Genomic DNA, 16,271 nt, shown 5'->3' with positions numbered 1-16,271 from the left:
GAAGGGCTACACCCTACACCCCACACCCCGTTCCCTTGTCTCAAGATTGCGGTCGTCCCACTCCATAAGTTAAGGCATAGCTTTGAGCTAGAAGCCAAAACCAAAGACCGGGAAATCGCGGTTCTAGCCATTGTTGCGACCAGCGGGTGAAGCTAGGCAACCAGGCAAATATCAAGCTTAAAAAAGAAAATAAGGTGAAATTAAAATAACTCCCCAGCCAACGAATCAGGTCTTTTGATCCGGCCATAAGCCAAATCCACCAGAGTAAAGCGGGGTTAAGGGTGGCGGCTTTGAGGGCTAGTCGGTTAAAGGTGAGCCAACCTACCCGATCTTTGATAAAAGAATCGGCGATCGCCCCTGGTTCAGTGGCCAAAAGACCAAAGAATGTATTGAGCATTGAGTTGATCCGTTCCGGTGGCAAGAACTGACCTGTGGGCACCATCATGCCTTTGGAAAACATCCAGGTGACTGCAACATTACTTTGATAAGCCCGGATTTGGTTTAAATAGTTGGCTGTGAGCAGATCGTGTTTCAGGGCAACATCTAATAAGCGAGTTAAGCGACCTAGGTTACGCACTAGAGAACCAAAGCCCGTAAAAACTAAGGGTGATTGTAAAGATGCCGCATCCCCTAGGGCAATCAGGCGATCGAAGGCAATGGTGCGATCGCTGGCTTTGTTACTAAAATGTCCGGGAATATAACCAAAGGTGGCTTTTTTCCACACTAAGTCATCCATGTTGCAGCGGCGATACTCTGGCAAAATCGTGAAAAAGTCCTCATACATTTCCAGTAATGAGCCTGGATTTTCTGGATTCACCTGATGGTAATGAAATAAATAAAAAGTTAGTTCTCCGTCAGCCCCAGGGAATAATTCCCAAATTAACTGTCGTCCGCGAGAAATATCTCCGTGACTGTTGAGCACATCCCCATATTGCGTATCCCAAACTTCGGGGGCCAAGCCACTGGAAATCACCCCCCCAACGGTGGGACATACGCTGTCAAAAGCGCGATCGCCATTCAGTTGCCATGCGATCGGGGAGGCAGTACCCATCGCATCCACCATTAAGCGACCTCTGGCTTGTTTCGCTGTCTGGGTGGGCAAATGTTGACAAAAGACTGTCGCCGCCTCGGACGAAATCTCAGCGCGGACAAACTCGGTCTCATCCCAAATTTCTCCCCCCGCTGCCTGTAGTTTTTCCCCACATAGCCGCAAGAATTTTTCCGCATCGATCGCGATATTCAGCACCGTGGGGGTATGCAGCACTTGGGCCTTGCACTGCGGCGGATTGTTACTATCGAAAAATTTATGGAACCCATCAATATATTCACAAGCAATGATGCTTTCGAATTCACTGGGAGTGAATAATCCCAGGGAAATCAAACTTTGAAACTCAGCCCGGGAAATGTTCCATTCTCGATTCATCCGACCAAAGGGCATCCGTTCAATTAACAGCACTTGATAGCCCAGTTTGGCCATAACTGCGGCGTGAACCACCCCCAAGGCCCCGCCTAGATAAATTAAGTCATAAGTGGTTGACTGATCGCTGGTCGGGGTACTCTCGGTGACGGGGAAAATTACTTGTTTCGGTTGTTTGGGGTTGCGAACCGATTCTCGCCAACGCTTTTCCCACCAATAGACTCGGTTGAGGTCATACTCTCCGTTGGGGATTTTTTGAAAGTATTTGACGGTCTGTGGGTAATCCTTGGCTAATGCCTCAAAAATTGATTCTTTAGATAAATCAATATTGGGCGGTTCGGGGTACTGGTAGGGGAACTGCTTTCTGATCTCAGCGGTCAAGGCGTTGGTGATTTTCTCTTCATCTCGAATGGGCTTTTCTGCCCAGCGAAACACTTTCAGATAAGTGGTGCGTTGGACAGACCAGATAAATATAGATAGTTCTGTAGATAGTTCGGCGCCTTTTTCCCCGGCAGGTTCTGAAAACTGAACGCGAATGCCATCGGGGGTGATGAGTTTGCTGCCGGCGATCGGCTTAAACTCTTGTTGTAACCAGGTACAAACCGCCTCGGTGTTGGGGGTGGGGACTTCTAAGTAAAGAATTTCTTTCATTTAAATGCTCTGTGGTTGATGATTGTTTGCGGGTGAGAAATTTTTGGCCGCGATTACCGGGCTGCGGTTGACAAATTGACAAACTGGTGTATAATCCCTATACTGAATTAAAAAATTTAACAAAATTTAACAAAAATCTCAGCTTCTTCATACTTGTATATCCTCTCAACTAGCCATGAATTATCCCATTCCGACGAGTATTCAAGAAATAGTCAATCTGCGGCAAAAACCTGTGAGTGAAGAGGTGATGCTCTGCGCGATCGCTGGAACCATTAAAATATCTCGCGAAGATGGCAAATCTTTAGAGGATATCACCGCTGAAGTCTTGGCGGAAGACAATTTTCTGGATCTGAGTATGAGACGCTGGCTGAGTCAAGCGGTGACTACGGTTTGGCATTTTCTGGAATCTGATGCTGCGGACAGTAGCGATCGCCATCGCGGTCACTAAAAATATCTCTGGCCACTGGTGACTTGGTTTATTGCTGATTGGTTAACTGTTATTTTTCACGTCTGGGAAAAACCTGTGGGAAAAAATAAAAAAATAAAAAAATAAAAAATTTCTGTGCCAATCTGCAAAACTTGTGCTATAGTGGAAAACGTGCAGAATTAAAGCGGATGCGGGCATAGTTTAGTGGTAAAACTACAGCCTTCCAAGCTGTTAATGCGGGTTCGATTCCCGCTGCCCGCTTAATTTATTAATTAAACCCTTATAGGCTATGGCTTATAAGGGTTTTTAATTTTAGGGACATTTATTGATTTGCTCAATGTTCGTGAATTAGGCTTTGCGATTTCCTCCGGGTGGATCCGTTTGAGCGATCGCGCTGCTGTTGTATGTGCATTGTTTATGAATTTCAGTCAAGGGATCTGTCTGGAAATTTTGATATTTTGTCAGGTACAAGGCTTAAAATCTGTGGTTTGCCCCCCATTTTGGGGCTGGTTTACTCTAGTTCAAGGTTACAATTGAGCCTAGTCGGCGATCGGCAGATTCGACTTTTGCATAATGACTGGAATTCAGCGAAAATTTTCCGGCGATTAAAGTAAATTAAAAGCCCAAAAATTTAGTTTAGACTAAATTTTTCAGGGGATGAATTTAATTGAAAAGTTACGGAAACAAGAAAAATTGTCGGTTTTATGATCAGGTAAAACTTTAATGGTGTAACTTTGGTCTAACTTTATTGATGAGTAGGGTTTTGCCGCATATATGAAAATACTTGAATACACCTCTACAAAATTAACCATCCAGCAAAATGATCCGGATAGACGTTGGATCATTGGGATGATTTTTATCCTGATTGGCTTGGTGGCGATCGCCGGGCCAGAACAATTGACCACTTTCAAGTGCGATCGCTTAAATATGAATCAAGGCAGTTGTGAATTAGTTCATTATAGTTTAATCACATCTGATGTCAAAACATTTTCTCTAGAAAATATTCAAGAAGCAAAACTTGAAACAAACTCCAACTCTCAGGAGCAAGCTTCGCGATTGATTTTAGTAACAAGAACCGAAAAAATTCCAATTATATCTGAGTATGGCTCAAATTTTGAAAATCAAAAAAATGCCATGCAACAAATAAATTACTTTTTGAGTACATCCACACAAGCTAGTTTAGAAATTGTTGAAGATTCGCGGATTTTTAGTTATTTTTTTGGCAGCTTATTTATCATTGCCGGATTAATCGGATCGGGACTAATGAATCAACAATGTACCTGTAACTTTGATAAAACCGTTGGTGCGGTCACTTTGACCAGAAAAGGATTCTTGTGGAAGCGTTCTCAAAAAAGAACGACGAGTGAAATTCTCGGATTACAAGTTGAAACCAACAAGAAACAATCTGATAAAAAGAAATATCGCCTGACCTTAGTCTTGACATCTGGGCAAAAGCTGAATTTAGGGCAACAATATGACCTAAGTCGATCGGAAACCCAGAAGCTTATTGATTGTATTACGACATTTTTAAATGTTGGGGTGACAAATATGTGGTAAGAGATATGTGGTAATAAATATAGCAATAATTCCCGCATATAGGGAGGAGAGAGGAGAGAGGAGAGAGAATATAGTAATTTCAATTAAAATTGATACAACCATCTAGTGGCGCAATGCTTGCGCCCCTACAGCAAATCAACAAATCAACATATATTCTAGAGGCGCAATACTTGCGCCCCTGATGTTTTATCGAAATCACAATTGAAATGACTATATCTTTACTCTTTCCTATTTACTCTTTCCTATTTACTCTTTCCTATTTACTCTTTCCTCTTTCCTTTTTGACAAAATAGTGACATTATAGTGATACCACAGACACCGATTTAACAGCCCGGTATCGGGTTACAAATTCTTATCTCTAACCACTAACCACTTAGCATCAATTTATGAAAGTGATATTCTTCGGCACTCCTCAATTTGCGGTACACACCTTGGAAAAATTACTCGCTCACCCCAATATGGAAGTTTTGGGAGTGGTGACGCAACCGGATAAACGTCGAGGACGTGGGAATGAATTAATTCCTTCTCCGGTAAAAAAAATTGCTTTGGCGCATAATTTACCCGTGTGGCAACCGGCAAGAGTGAAAAAACACACCAAAACCCTGACTCAATTAAAAGCAGCGAATGCTGATGTATTCGTGGTAGTTGCTTACGGGCAAATTTTATCCTCAGAAATTCTGGAAATGCCTCGTTTGGGTTGCGTTAATGTACATGGTTCGATTTTGCCCAAATACCGAGGTGCCGCACCGATTCAATGGTGTTTGTGTGCCGGTGAAACGGAAACAGGAATTACTACGATGCAAATGGATTCAGGGATGGATAGCGGCCCAATGTTGCTAAAAGCTTATACTTCTATTGGACTTGTGGATCATGCCTACCAAATCGGGGAAAAGTTGGCTATTCAGGGGGCAGAATTATTAATCGAAACCTTGTTAAAACTCGATCGCGGTGAAGTTTCCCCTATTCCTCAGTCTGAGGAGGAAGCAACCTACGCACCATTAATCCAAAAATCTGACTATTTGCTGGATTGGTCAAATTCCGCTAAAGCATTGCACGATCGCGTCCGAGGACTTTACCCCAATTGTGTGGCTACTTTTCGCGGCAAGGCTTTAAAAATTATGGCTACGGTTCCCCTGGGGGATGCCTATTTCTCCGCATTGCCCCCAGAATATAGTGGGATACATAGCGCGATCGCAAATAATTGGTCAACTTTATCGACTCTCACCGGCAGTCCCGGAGAAGTGCTGACCGTGATTAAAAATATTGGGCCAATTGTCCAAACCGGCGATGGGTTGCTGTTGTTAAAAGAAGTCCAGCTTACCGGGAAACGAGTACAGTCTGGCTGGGACTTTGCCAATGGGACACGGTTAAAACCAGGAGAAGCGATCGAAAACGGATAAACAGTTATTAGTTGTTTGTTTTTGGTTGTTTGTTGTTTGCTGTTTGTTGGGGAAAGGGGAACAGTTATCAGGAGCCACTGCGATCTTGGGGTCTCCCCAAGTCTAGCAAGTGGCGTGGAACGGAGAAAGTTAAAAGTTAAGAGTTAAAAGTTAAGAGTTAAAAGTTAAAAGTGAAAAGTGAAAAGTTAAAAGTTAAAAAAATATCACTATTCACTATTTACTCTCTCCTGTGCTCCTGTGCTCCTGTGCTCCTCGGTCGGTGAGCGAAGCCTGTCCTGAGCGCAGCCGAAGGGCCGAACCGCTGCTCCTCTGCTCCCTGTTTGTTGGTTGTTGGTTGTTTGTTGTTGGCGATAAATAACGAATAACAAATAACCAACAACCAACAACGAATAACATTAAGTTTTTGTTGCCCTGGGGTGAGGCATGAATCTGCGGATTTTTCTTAATATTTAATTAACAATTATATTAATAAATTAATGTTAAGATTATAAGTATAAAGTAAAGAATTAATCAGTTTTTTCTGTTTGAGATAAATGGCTGGAATTCTGGGGAAATAATTGTCGCGTCCCAGAGCAAACCGGCTTAAGTATTCAGTAGGCGTAGGGTGCGTTAGCAAAGCGTAATGCACCGTTTGATAGAACCAGCCTGCATTCTGAAAAAAGCATTGACATTAGCCGCACGGAGGCGACGAAAAATGTTTTTGAAACAAAAATTAACCGGCGATCTGATTGAGATCATACGAATCGAAGATTTATATGATCCCTGCTTGAGTGAAGTCATGGGGCGTTCTCACTTAGGTGAAGAAATGCAAGATCCGGCAATTTATGAAAAGGAACAATTAATCTTCCCTTCTGGAGAAATGCTTCCTCGGTGCTGGAAAGATCCGGATTATGGAATGGTTAAACCCCCTATACCCACCCAAGCAATTTTGGTTCGATGAGTTTTAAATTGAAATGAGCGAGGACTTTAACCAGAGAGGAACAGTGCGCGATCGCTGTTCCTCTCTGGTTTTTGCCTCGATCGCCAGTTTCACTCAATTCTGGATTTCTTGTGGTTTGTGGGCAATTGGTTTGTGGCAGTGGTTCCATGAGCGATCGCCTATATCATCATGTAACCGACGATGCCAAAAGCTGAAGTTTTCCTAAAACCTGCCTTAGATTGATGCGAGTTGAGTATTTTTTGGTTAGGATAGTAATATCAACAGGGTGAATTACACCAAAAACCTAGTCAGAGCGAAGCATATAGCCTGCGGCATGGCTGCGCTTACCGCGCAGAAACCTTCCGGTTTAAACAACAATACATCTACGGGAATGCTTCGCCCGTACAGCTAAGTCTTAATGTTGATTTTTTAATAAATTTTGATAAATTTTAATTTTTGTAAATTTCTGATTCATGTCGTTTCAGGATGAATTCTGAATTGGCGCATCAATCGGTAAAATTTTAATTTTTTTTTATTTTTGGGGATTTCTGAAAAGAATTTTCCCGATTTAGCGAGCGAATTGCTGAATCCAGGTGACAGCCTTGGATTCTTATTTTCAACAATTCGCTTATTTTTGGCAATTTTTTTGATGGCTGAACTTATGGTTTTTAATTGGTTTTTGCAGATTTCTCAACTCAAGGTTTTTCCAATGGAGCAATTATTATGGATGCTAATCGAAAAATTCAACAAATTCTCGATCTCGACATAAATAAAAGTAGAATAGATCGCATCGAAGCGGTGTATCGTCGAAAAGATTTAAATCATTTAGAGCGACGGCAACAGCAACGAGCTATTAGTAATGCGATGATTTCTGTGGCTTTACTGTATGGCAAAAAACGATTTAGCCGAGGGGCGATTATTTTTACCCTGAACGATCGCAACCTAAGATGGACTCCTTACGCTAAGTTTTCTGATGTATTGCGGGGGCTGCGGGTGGTCTGTCTGAGTGGTCCACCGGATGCGAAAGTTCTCACCGCTTACTGGCACAAACATACAAAACAGAAGGTGAGAAAATAGATAAGACGATTTCATTTTTCGGCAATTCCCTGGGAAAGTCAAAATCCGCTTCTCGATTGATTGCCCAAAGATTGATTTTGGTTCGGTTGTTTCATTTACCTCAAATAGACTTATGCACTTGGTATGATCAAAAGTGAAGCTGGCAAAGCTTCACTTTTTGCGTTTTAAGGGATGCTAAACCCTTAATCCATAAACCTGAATGATTGCCAAAGCAAAGAAACCGGGTTTCTGTGGTGAATATGTAGGGGCGAATGGCCATTCATTCGCCCGTAGGAACCGAGAAAAGAAACCCGGTTTCTGAAAGGGCGATCGCTTTTTCCGAGGGTATTTTGCTCCGCGTTTTCCCAAGAGATAATTTTTAGAGATAATTTTTTTGGGATTTTTGGCATAACATCGCCGCTTTTACTTAAAATTAAGGTAATCAATCAGCGCTACAGTAGGAAGTTAACGCAATGCAGTTTATTGATTTAGCCGAACTCCAAGTCATTGGTGGCAAGGGAGGCGATGGAATTGTGGCTTTTCGCCGAGAAAAATATGTGCCTGCGGGAGGACCGTCCGGTGGAAATGGGGGAAAAGGCGGTTCGGTGATTTTTGTGGGGGATGAAAATCTGCAAACTTTGCTGGATTTTAAGTATAACCGAATTATTAAGGCGGAAAATGGGGAACGGGGGGGCCCGAATAATTGCACTGGGGCTAATGGAGGCGATCGCATTGTCAAAGTGCCTGTAGGAACAATGGTCTATGATGCGACTACGGAAGAAATTATTGGGGATATTGTCGAGACAGGGCAAACTTTAATTGTCGCCCAAGGGGGTAAGGGCGGTTTGGGGAATAAGTATTTTCTGAGTAACCGAAACCGCGCCCCAGAATATGCCCTAGAAGGGTTAGATGGAGAAGAAAAATTTCTCCGTCTAGAATTAAAGTTATTAGCAGAAGTGGGAATTATTGGGTTGCCGAATGCGGGGAAATCTACCTTAATTTCGGCGGTATCTTCTGCCCGTCCCAAAATTGCCGATTATCCTTTTACTACGTTAGTGCCAAATTTAGGCGTAGTCCGCAAACCGAACGGGGATGGGACCGTGTTTGCGGATATTCCCGGTCTGATTTCAGGGGCGCATTTAGGCATCGGATTAGGCCATGAATTTTTGCGTCATGTTGAACGGACTCGCTTGTTATTGCATCTGATTGATATTACCAGTGATGACCCGATCGCTGACTATTCTAAAATTCAAAATGAGTTAGCGGCTTATGGTCGAGGATTAAGCGATCGCCCCCAAATTGTTGCCCTAAATAAAATTGATGCCAGCGATCGCTCTGATGAAGAGATTGCTGGCATGATTTCCGAGTTAAAATCTCTGGCAAAAACCCCGGTTTTCCAAATTTCTGCCGTTACCCGTTTGGGATTAGATCCATTATTACAAGAAGTTTGGCAAATCCTGGATCGAATGTTAGTCACGGTTGACGGTTAATTGTTGTTTGTTGTTTGTTGTTTGTTGTTTGTTGGGTAGGGATTCTTTGGTGGTTGGTTGTTGAACGAACAAATTGACAACAAATAACAATCAACAATGAACAAACAACAATTAACAAACAACAATGAACAAACAACAATTAACCATCAACCAACAACAATCAACAATCAACAATTATCAATTAAGTCAAAAGTGAACCTTCAATGTTATGGGGATAATGGCTATGTTCCCACCAATTTAGAAGCAGATAAAGAGGAATCCAAGTTAAGGAAAATAAGACGAGGAATGGGGAGTGGAGGAGAAAACCTAAGACCAACCAAAAAGTTAAGTCACTGATGACTTGGGATTGATAAATACTTTCATGGTTGCCTAAGATCGTCATGGGGATGGTTTTTTCTATCAGCGAACGCCACCAATAGTAAATGGATAACAATGCGATCGCGGTAGCAATGGCGGCGGAAACCCACCAACTCCAGGGGAATACTTGGGGAATTGACAGAGGAATTGGGTAAAGAAAATAGACTATATAGTTAATTCCCACTAGAGTCATTAGCAGTTCTGCCCAGGTTTGGTATCGGATCGAGTTTAAGCTTTGACTCTGATTATTTTGGCTGTCTAAGTTTTCTGGGTTGGCACTTTTGACATAAAAATATAAACCCAGAACGGTAGCGACCATTAAAATGATGACGTTAATCCAAGCAATCATCATGCCCTCCTTGATTTCTTATTTCAGGATTTTGTAGATATTTTCATAACGAATAACAACGAATAACATAGATCCGGCGCAGGGCGGATTTATCTCGACAAAAACGGTTGCATTTTCTGGTTTGTTCCAGGCTAATTTTTTTCTGGCCAACCATGCCCAGACATTTGTAATTACTTAATGGATAATGGATAATGCTAGGGATGCAGCAGATTATTTCCAGATTGCCTGTTTCCGGATGTAAATGACGAACGTGAATCGTTAAAACTTAATCTAGACTTAATTTAATTACAGCATAATTTTAATCAAGTTCAACTTTTTTGCATCATTTCTTAACAAAGTTGCTCACATTTAGCCGAATTCCCGCTTATTTTCGTTAGATTACATTAGAGAAGAGAATTTTTTATCTGGTTATTGCTTCAGAGGAGGAGGAGTCATGGCAAAAATGCCCGAAAAACTTAACAAAGTTAACAAAAAACTTCACAAAATGTTGCAGAAGGCTTTATGGGAGAGGGAGGAGAGAGGGGAGAGAGGGGAAAATTTCTCCGATGGCGGCCCCCCTGCTCCCCTGCCGATGGCGGCCCCCCCTGCCCCCCCTGCCGATGGCGGGCATCCCTGCCGATGGCGGACCCCCCAGAACCAGCGGCGGTTAAAACTACTTTTGGCTTATTTTGCCTGGCCAATTTTGGTGGCGGGCGGGGTGCGATCGCTGCCTTATTTAGTGCCGATCCGGGCGGCTGATATTGCCCAAACGGAAGCAGCGATTATTTTTAGCGATCGCCACGGTCAACCCTTGGGGACAATCCTGACTCGCAGCCAAGAACATACGGCGATCGTGCCGTTGGATCGGGTTTCCCCCGTATTTATCCAGGGGACAATTGCCGCTGAGGATAAACGCTATTATCAACATGGGGCATTGGACTATCTGGCGATCGCCCGTGCCATCCTGGAAGCCATCCAAGCTAAAGAAATCGTCAGTGGGGCATCTACTATTACGATGCAGTTAGCGCGAATGCTGCATCCCAACCCGCGCACCTTACCCTATAAATTTCAGGAAATCTGGATTTCTTGGCGACTGACTGCGGGAATGACCAAAGACGAAATCCTCGCCGCCTATATTAACCGCCTGCCTATGGGCGGTAACATCTACGGGGTAGAAGCCGCAGCCCGCAATTATTTCGGCATTCCGGCGGCTGACCTGAACCTTGCCCAAGCCAGCATTTTGGCCGCTTTGCCCAACGACCCCACAGACCTCAATCCTTATTATCAGTGGGAACCTCTGAAACGGCGGCAAAAATATGTGCTCGATCGCATGGTGGCGGATGGATATATTACGGCGGTTGAAGGCGATCGCGCCTATCGAGAACAAGTTCAGCTACAACCGCCGAATCAAGGTATTGTCGCCGCCCCGCATTTTCTGTTTTGGTTAGCCAACCAAGTCCCGGAAGATGTTTCCCAAGTCCGCACCACCATCGATCTACCCCTGCAAAAGTTTGTGGAAGCCCAAGTCAAAGAAGTGGTCGGGGCGCTGAGTTCCTATAACGTCAATCACGGGGCGGCGATCGTTCTGGACAACAAAACTGGGGAAATCTTAGCTTATGTCGGTTCTCCCGATTATTTTTCTGACGATTATCTGGGGCGAAACGATGGAGTCCAGGCGCTACGACAACCGGGTTCGGCCCTGAAACCCTTTCTCTATCAACTCGCTTTAGAAAAAAAAGTCATTCGTCCCAATACCATTTTGGCCGATGTTCCCACTTATTACCCCATTCCCGGAGCTAAAGTTTACTCCCCGGTTGACTATAGCGAAACTTTTAAAGGCCCCGTCCGGGTGCGGGTGGCTTTGGGTAACTCCTTAAATATTCCCGCAGTGCGAGTGTTGGAAAAAGTCGGGGTCGCTACCTTTTTGGAACGCTTGCGTCAACTGGGTTTTACCCATTTGGACAAACCCCCCGAACATTATGGCCTGGGTTTAGCCCTGGGTAGCGGTGAAGTTAGTCTCTGGGAGTTGGCTCACGCTTATTTGACGTTTGCCAAACAGGGAACAGGACAGAGGAGCGGGGGAGCGGGGGAGCGGGGGAGCGGGGGGAGAGAGGGAAGAGAGGGGATTTTCTTCGATGGCGGCTTCGATGGCGGCTTCGATGGCGGCTTCCCCCACACCCCTGCCCAGATCCGTTCCCCGGAAACCGTTGCGTTAATTACCGATATCCTCAGCGATCGCCACGCGAGGGCTGCGGCATTTGGGGTGGACTCGGTGCTGAGTTTACCGTTTCCCGCAGCGGTGAAAACTGGCACTTCGTCGGATTTTCGGGATACTTGGACCGTGGGCTATACCACCGATTACACCGTGGCGACTTGGGTGGGCAATTTTAGCGGCGATCGCATGAGAAAAGTCTCTGGGGTGACGGGGGCAGCGCCATTATGGAATCGAATTATGCTGCATTTGCACCAATCGGCTTCTAAAAAGGGGCAAGAACCGGGAAAATTTGCCCCACCGCCCCTGATGGTACAACGGCCTATTTGTGCGATTACGGGTTTAAAACCGACGAAAGATTGTCCTTCGGTGGTGCTGGAATATTTTGCGATCGCCGATCTTTCTCGCTATGAAAAAGAAAACACCTTTGAATTATCCCCTGAATATAATGAATGGCTATCCCGACAAAATCAACCCCGATTAACCAAAGATGATTTAAAAATAGTCTTTCCCCAAAATGATGACTACTTTCTCATCGATCCAGCGGATGCCAACCCCAAATTGGAATTTAAATTAGCAGCAAATCCGACCGAACCTGTGGAATGGTGGCTGATTAGTAAAACTGGCAAAAGAACGTTAATTAAAAGTAAACATCGTCAGGCCATCTCTCAGGCAATATTTTGGCCGTTAGAGATTGGGGAATGGACTCTAGAGGTGAAAAGTGGGGAAAAAAGCGATCGGGTTAGTTTCCAAGTGGTCTTAGACGAATATCGAGAAACTCCCAGAGGCTTTTCTTTAGTTAAAGATGAGTAGTTGATTAAAGAAACCCGGTTTCTCCCAGAAACCGGGTTTCTCAGTTTTATTTCTGGTAGTATTTATAATCTTAAGGATATTATTAGAGATATTTGGGACTGTGAGCAAGTCTTTCTGGGGGCTGGGTTTTGTTTTTTCTTTGCGGCAAACAAAATTTAATAAAATTTCTAGAAATAAATGACCAAAAAACCTTTAAAGTAAAATAATCAAGTAAAATCAAAAAATGACCGTAAAAATATGAGTAACCACAGACAGTCAGACCAATTGACTCCCAGCTTTATTTCCCCTGTATTGCCGCCGAATTTTATGGCAGAAAATCCCCCAGCGGATGCTAAGATTAGACTGGGGATGATGGCTTCTGGAAGTGGCACTAATGTGGAGGCTATTGCAGAGGCGATCGCCTCTGGAAAATTGAATGCAGAAATTGCGGTGTTAATTTACAATAACCCTGGAGCGAAAGTCGTAGAACGAGCCAAACGCTATGGAATTCCGGCGATTTTACTCAACCACCGCGAGTATAAGAGTCGTCAAGATTTGGACGCTAAAATTGTGGAAACTTTCCGAGAATATAATGTGGAAATGGTGGTGATGGCCGGTTGGATGCGAATTATTACGGAAGTTTTATTAAACGCTTTTCCTGACAGAGTAATTAATATTCACCCCAGTTTATTACCGAGTTTTCGCGGGGCGCATGGGGTAGAAGATGCCCTAAAAGCAGGAGTGAAAATTACCGGCTGTACGGTACATATTGCGCGGGTGGAAGTAGACAATGGCCCGATTTTAATCCAGGCGGCTGTACCAATTTTGCCAGATGATACTCCAGAAACTTTACATGGGCGGATTCAGGTACAAGAGCACCAAATTTTTCCTATGGCGATCGCGATCGCGGCGGCTCAAATTAGATAATTACTAGCAACCGGGTTTCTCAGTGAAGAAACCCGGTTTCTAAAACCCAACAGGGAACAGGAAACAGGGAACAGGGAACAGGGAACAGGGAACAGGGAACAGGGAACAGGGAACAGGGAACAGGGAACAGGGAATAGTGAACAGGGAATAGTGAAAAGTGAAAAGAAGTATCACTATTCACTTTTCACTTGTACGGACGAATGGCCAGAAAGCCCCTACGACTTTTCACTTTTAACTTTTAACTTTTAACTTTTCACTGTCCCCGTTCCCCGATAACTGTTCCCCGTTCCCCAACCAACAACCAACAACAAACAACAGGGAACAGGGAACAGGGAACAGGCAACAGGGAACAGGCAACAGGGAACAGGGAACAGGCAACAGGGAACAGGCAACAGGCAACAGGGAACAGGCAACAGGGAACAGGCAACAGGCAACAGGACTGATGGCAATATTCCCCATTCCCTTGACCCGGTACTTGACCCGGTACTGATAACCGTTGCCTTTTTAATAAATCTTGACTTTTTCAATCCCTTCGCCAAAATTCAAGCCGCTCTAGTATCTATCCTGCCGATTTCAGCGATTTGGGAAAACTTGTCATCAATTAAAAATTCCTCGCCTTTTTTGCCGAATGAATTTAATATCCGCCGCGTGTATTTTCGCGCCCTGAAGACGGTTTTCAAGTCCAGCATACTGTCTCCACTTAGGCTCTCCATTTTGTTGCACAACAGCCGCGAGAAGGTCACCATAAACAGGGAGAAATTGCCGAAATTCCCGACTTGCGTCTCCTTGACGTTCATAAAGTCTTCCAGCCCCCAGTATTGTTTGGCGTCCCTGAAGTCAAACTCGATTTGGAACTGCAACGAGTAGTATTCGATCGGGGTCTCGCTAGCTAGGGACAAGTCGTCGCTGAACAGCAGCACCTTGGCCCTCCCTCCGCCCGGTCTTCAGGTTAGTCTTCACAACAACGACGACATTCATTCAGTAATGCGGGGAAGTTCCCATGCCACGCTTGCGCTTGGTATTTGCGCGGTCTGCCCTTGCTCCCATATCGGCATAGGGAAAGTGGAGCGTCGAGTCGTGGCGCAACTTGGAGATCAGGTGCAACCCCGTTTGTTTAACTGCACGGCCTTCGGCGCACTTCCCTGAACTTATTCGCACACCAGTTGCTCGGCGATCAAAGGGTAGGACTTGCGGGTTTCGACCTCAAGCAATGACAGGTTCAGAAAGCACAGGCCGGGGAGCGGCTTGTTGTAAATCGAAGAAAAAAAACGCCCAGCCCATACGTTTCCTTGCCGGTCAACAGCCAAACCCCCCTTTCTCCCCATCCAATGCTGCTTGATGAGTTGCCAGCGCGATTCATTCTACTTTCTCAGGGGCGGCCATGCTAATTTTTCGCCAAAAAAACGCTTTACCGTCCGATAGATCCCACCCCTTTAGGCCGAGCGGGACAAGCCTAGCTAGCATGGTGACGCGACCCGTCATCGCCAGCACGGCCTCGGCGATGACGGTGAGTTGGTTCAGGATGCGCGGCGTCAAGTGTTGACTCAGTGTGCTTAGGGCTGCTATGATTTCATTGATGGTCAGATTGAGATTGGATACTGGACGTTTTGATTGACTCCATATCCTACCTTTTCTGGCCACCCACCCTTCCCCCGAACCGCAAAAATCACCCTTGCCAATTGGCGAAGTATTGTAAAATCCAATTTATGTAATAATGACAATAATATATATTCAGCTTACAAAAATACAAAAATCATGGATGAGAACTTAATAATTGATGTTGGCGTTCACACAGGAGAGGACACAGAATTTTATTTAAAAAAAGGCTTTCGAGTGGTGGGGATAGAAGCCAACCCAGAAATTTATCAACTCACAAAAAACAAACTACAATCATACATCGCCAATGGTCAACTACAACTTCTCAACATTGCCATAGCTCCCCAAGATGGTGAAATCACCTTCTATTCTAACCTAGAAAAAAGTATTTGGGGAACAATCTCCCCAGACTTTGTTCATCGTGGCGAAATTCTCGGCACTAAATCAGTAGCTATTAAAGTTAAAGGAACTAGATTTGAAAATATTCTACAAGAATTTGGCATTCCTTACTATTTAAAAATTGATATTGAAGGTGCAGATATATTGTGTATAAAGGCATTAAGGAAGTTTGATAATAGGCCAAAATTCATATCCATAGAATCAGCAAAACTTTCTTGGAATGATTTACTAGAAGAATTTAAGATATTTGAAGAACTAGGTTATCAGAAATTTAAAGTTATTAACCAAGCAAAAATATCCCAACAAACTTGTCCCTATCCAGCAAAAGAAGGAAAATACGTCGAGCATGAATTTCAGTATGGTTGTAGCGGTTCATTTGGAGAAGAAACACCAGGTAATTGGTTGTCAAAAACAGCAGCCATAAATATCTACAAACGCATTTTTTGGTTTTATAAAATATTGGGTATTCAGGGAATTATTTATAAATATCCCTGGGGTAAAATGCTCATAGAAGGACTCAACCTTAAAGAGCCATGGTATGATACCCATGCCAGTCTGTAAGAGTAGATTAGGCTTCTAGCCTGATTCCTACAAGATGTCTATCGCCTTACCATATCATCAGGTCTATTTTCCAGTGCTAATTCATCAAATACCAATACCCTGATGATAATACCCTGATGATTTTTTATCTCAGTCTTAAAAAAGCAAGAATGCTAATTTTTTTAGCAAACTGTTCAGAAAAC

At 44.0% G+C, this 16,271-nt stretch carries 16 protein-coding genes and 1 tRNA gene; 12 read left to right on the top strand and 5 right to left on the bottom strand.

The genetic code is table 11. The features are described 5' to 3' along the window. Positions 1-40: 40 nt before the first annotated feature. Positions 41-2,068 carry an NAD(P)/FAD-dependent oxidoreductase gene (locus AM228_RS15115; RefSeq protein ID WP_054466931.1) on the bottom strand — a complete coding sequence of 676 codons (2,028 nt, stop codon included), beginning with the start codon at positions 2,066-2,068 and terminating at the stop codon, positions 41-43. 175 nt (positions 2,069-2,243) lie between these two features. Between AM228_RS15115 and AM228_RS15110 the strand changes: the two genes are divergently transcribed. The 7 genes from AM228_RS15110 to AM228_RS15085 all read left to right on the top strand — a co-directional run bounded on the left by AM228_RS15110 (position 2,244) and on the right by AM228_RS15085 (position 7,448). Then, positions 2,244-2,516, top strand: a complete 273-nt coding sequence (locus AM228_RS15110) for a hypothetical protein (protein WP_054466930.1) — start codon at positions 2,244-2,246, stop codon at positions 2,514-2,516. A gap of 169 nt (positions 2,517-2,685) precedes the next feature. Then, positions 2,686-2,756: transfer RNA gene (locus AM228_RS15105), tRNA-Gly, on the top strand. A gap of 513 nt (positions 2,757-3,269) precedes the next feature. Continuing rightward, complete coding sequence (locus AM228_RS15100; RefSeq protein WP_054466929.1) at positions 3,270-4,052, top strand: hypothetical protein; 783 nt, start codon at positions 3,270-3,272, stop codon at positions 4,050-4,052. Positions 4,053-4,438: 386 nt separating this feature from the next. Further along, entirely contained in the window at positions 4,439-5,452 is a 1,014-nt protein-coding gene (fmt, locus tag AM228_RS15095) for a methionyl-tRNA formyltransferase (protein WP_054466928.1), read from the top strand. Between the two features lie 694 nt (positions 5,453-6,146). Then, a complete protein-coding gene (locus AM228_RS15090) occupies positions 6,147-6,392 on the top strand; it encodes a hypothetical protein (RefSeq protein WP_054466950.1) in 246 nt (81 codons plus the stop codon). 13 nt (positions 6,393-6,405) lie between these two features. Continuing rightward, on the top strand, positions 6,406-6,597 hold the full coding sequence (locus AM228_RS32775; RefSeq protein ID WP_156331814.1) for a hypothetical protein: 192 nt from the start codon (positions 6,406-6,408) through the stop codon (positions 6,595-6,597). A gap of 497 nt (positions 6,598-7,094) precedes the next feature. Next, on the top strand, positions 7,095-7,448 hold the full coding sequence (locus tag AM228_RS15085; protein ID WP_054466927.1) for a hypothetical protein: 354 nt from the start codon (positions 7,095-7,097) through the stop codon (positions 7,446-7,448). A 182-nt stretch (positions 7,449-7,630) separates the two neighbouring features. On the opposite strand, the gene AM228_RS32770 is transcribed toward AM228_RS15085, so the two are convergent. Next, positions 7,631-7,837 (bottom strand): hypothetical protein, encoded by a 207-nt coding sequence (locus AM228_RS32770; RefSeq protein WP_156331813.1) that lies wholly within the window; start codon positions 7,835-7,837, stop codon positions 7,631-7,633. 63 nt (positions 7,838-7,900) lie between these two features. On the opposite strand from AM228_RS32770, the gene obgE reads away from it, so the two are divergent. After that, on the top strand, positions 7,901-8,917 hold the full coding sequence (gene obgE / locus AM228_RS15080; protein WP_054466926.1) for a GTPase ObgE: 1,017 nt from the start codon (positions 7,901-7,903) through the stop codon (positions 8,915-8,917). 181 nt (positions 8,918-9,098) lie between these two features. On the opposite strand, the gene AM228_RS15075 is transcribed toward obgE, so the two are convergent. Beyond that, positions 9,099-9,626, bottom strand: coding sequence for a hypothetical protein (locus AM228_RS15075; RefSeq protein WP_054466925.1), 528 nt, complete (start codon positions 9,624-9,626; stop codon positions 9,099-9,101). 430 nt (positions 9,627-10,056) lie between these two features. Between AM228_RS15075 and pbpC the strand changes: the two genes are divergently transcribed. From pbpC to purN, 3 genes are all read left to right on the top strand, one after another. Further along, complete coding sequence (pbpC, locus tag AM228_RS15070; protein ID WP_231636808.1) at positions 10,057-12,627, top strand: penicillin-binding protein 1C; 2,571 nt, start codon at positions 10,057-10,059, stop codon at positions 12,625-12,627. After that, positions 12,628-12,786, top strand: coding sequence for a hypothetical protein (locus AM228_RS32765; RefSeq protein WP_156331812.1), 159 nt, complete (start codon positions 12,628-12,630; stop codon positions 12,784-12,786). A 78-nt stretch (positions 12,787-12,864) separates the two neighbouring features. Continuing rightward, complete coding sequence (gene purN, locus AM228_RS15065) at positions 12,865-13,533, top strand: phosphoribosylglycinamide formyltransferase (protein WP_054466924.1); 669 nt, start codon at positions 12,865-12,867, stop codon at positions 13,531-13,533. A 542-nt stretch (positions 13,534-14,075) separates the two neighbouring features. On the opposite strand, the gene AM228_RS36810 is transcribed toward purN, so the two are convergent. Next, positions 14,076-14,453 (bottom strand): hypothetical protein, encoded by a 378-nt coding sequence (locus AM228_RS36810; RefSeq protein WP_054466923.1) that lies wholly within the window; start codon positions 14,451-14,453, stop codon positions 14,076-14,078. 436 nt (positions 14,454-14,889) lie between these two features. After that, positions 14,890-15,174: a hypothetical protein gene (locus AM228_RS15055; protein WP_054466922.1), complete on the bottom strand. Its 285-nt coding sequence runs from the start codon at positions 15,172-15,174 to the stop codon at positions 14,890-14,892. Between the two features lie 114 nt (positions 15,175-15,288). Here AM228_RS15055 and AM228_RS15050 point away from each other — a divergent pair, with 114 nt between their 5' ends. Continuing rightward, a complete protein-coding gene (locus AM228_RS15050; RefSeq protein WP_054466921.1) occupies positions 15,289-16,089 on the top strand; it encodes an FkbM family methyltransferase in 801 nt (266 codons plus the stop codon). The last annotated feature ends 182 nt before the right edge of the window (positions 16,090-16,271 follow it).

The sequence above is a fragment of the Planktothricoides sp. SR001 genome (assembly GCF_001276715.1).
GTDB lineage: Bacteria > Cyanobacteriota > Cyanobacteriia > Cyanobacteriales > Laspinemataceae > Planktothricoides > Planktothricoides raciborskii.
This window is presented reverse-complemented; position numbering and strand designations above follow the sequence as displayed.

Excerpts from the sequence above, each read along its gene's own strand:
- AM228_RS32775 (WP_156331814.1), top strand. The coding sequence starts at position 6,406 with ATGAGCGAGGACTTTAACCAGAGAGGAACAGTGCGCGATCGCTGTTCC.
- AM228_RS32770 (WP_156331813.1), bottom strand. The coding sequence starts at position 7,837 with ATGCCAAAAATCCCAAAAAAATTATCTCTAAAAATTATCTCTTGGGAA.
- pbpC (WP_231636808.1), top strand. The coding sequence starts at position 10,057 with ATGGCAAAAATGCCCGAAAAACTTAACAAAGTTAACAAAAAACTTCAC.
- fmt (WP_054466928.1), top strand. The coding sequence starts at position 4,439 with ATGAAAGTGATATTCTTCGGCACTCCTCAATTTGCGGTACACACCTTG.
- AM228_RS15100 (WP_054466929.1), top strand. The coding sequence starts at position 3,270 with ATGAAAATACTTGAATACACCTCTACAAAATTAACCATCCAGCAAAAT.
- AM228_RS15050 (WP_054466921.1), top strand. The coding sequence starts at position 15,289 with ATGGATGAGAACTTAATAATTGATGTTGGCGTTCACACAGGAGAGGAC.
- AM228_RS15075 (WP_054466925.1), bottom strand. The coding sequence starts at position 9,626 with ATGATGATTGCTTGGATTAACGTCATCATTTTAATGGTCGCTACCGTT.
- obgE (WP_054466926.1), top strand. The coding sequence starts at position 7,901 with ATGCAGTTTATTGATTTAGCCGAACTCCAAGTCATTGGTGGCAAGGGA.
- AM228_RS15085 (WP_054466927.1), top strand. The coding sequence starts at position 7,095 with ATGGATGCTAATCGAAAAATTCAACAAATTCTCGATCTCGACATAAAT.
- AM228_RS15115 (WP_054466931.1), bottom strand. The coding sequence starts at position 2,068 with ATGAAAGAAATTCTTTACTTAGAAGTCCCCACCCCCAACACCGAGGCG.
- AM228_RS15090 (WP_054466950.1), top strand. The coding sequence starts at position 6,147 with ATGTTTTTGAAACAAAAATTAACCGGCGATCTGATTGAGATCATACGA.
- AM228_RS15110 (WP_054466930.1), top strand. The coding sequence starts at position 2,244 with ATGAATTATCCCATTCCGACGAGTATTCAAGAAATAGTCAATCTGCGG.
- purN (WP_054466924.1), top strand. The coding sequence starts at position 12,865 with ATGAGTAACCACAGACAGTCAGACCAATTGACTCCCAGCTTTATTTCC.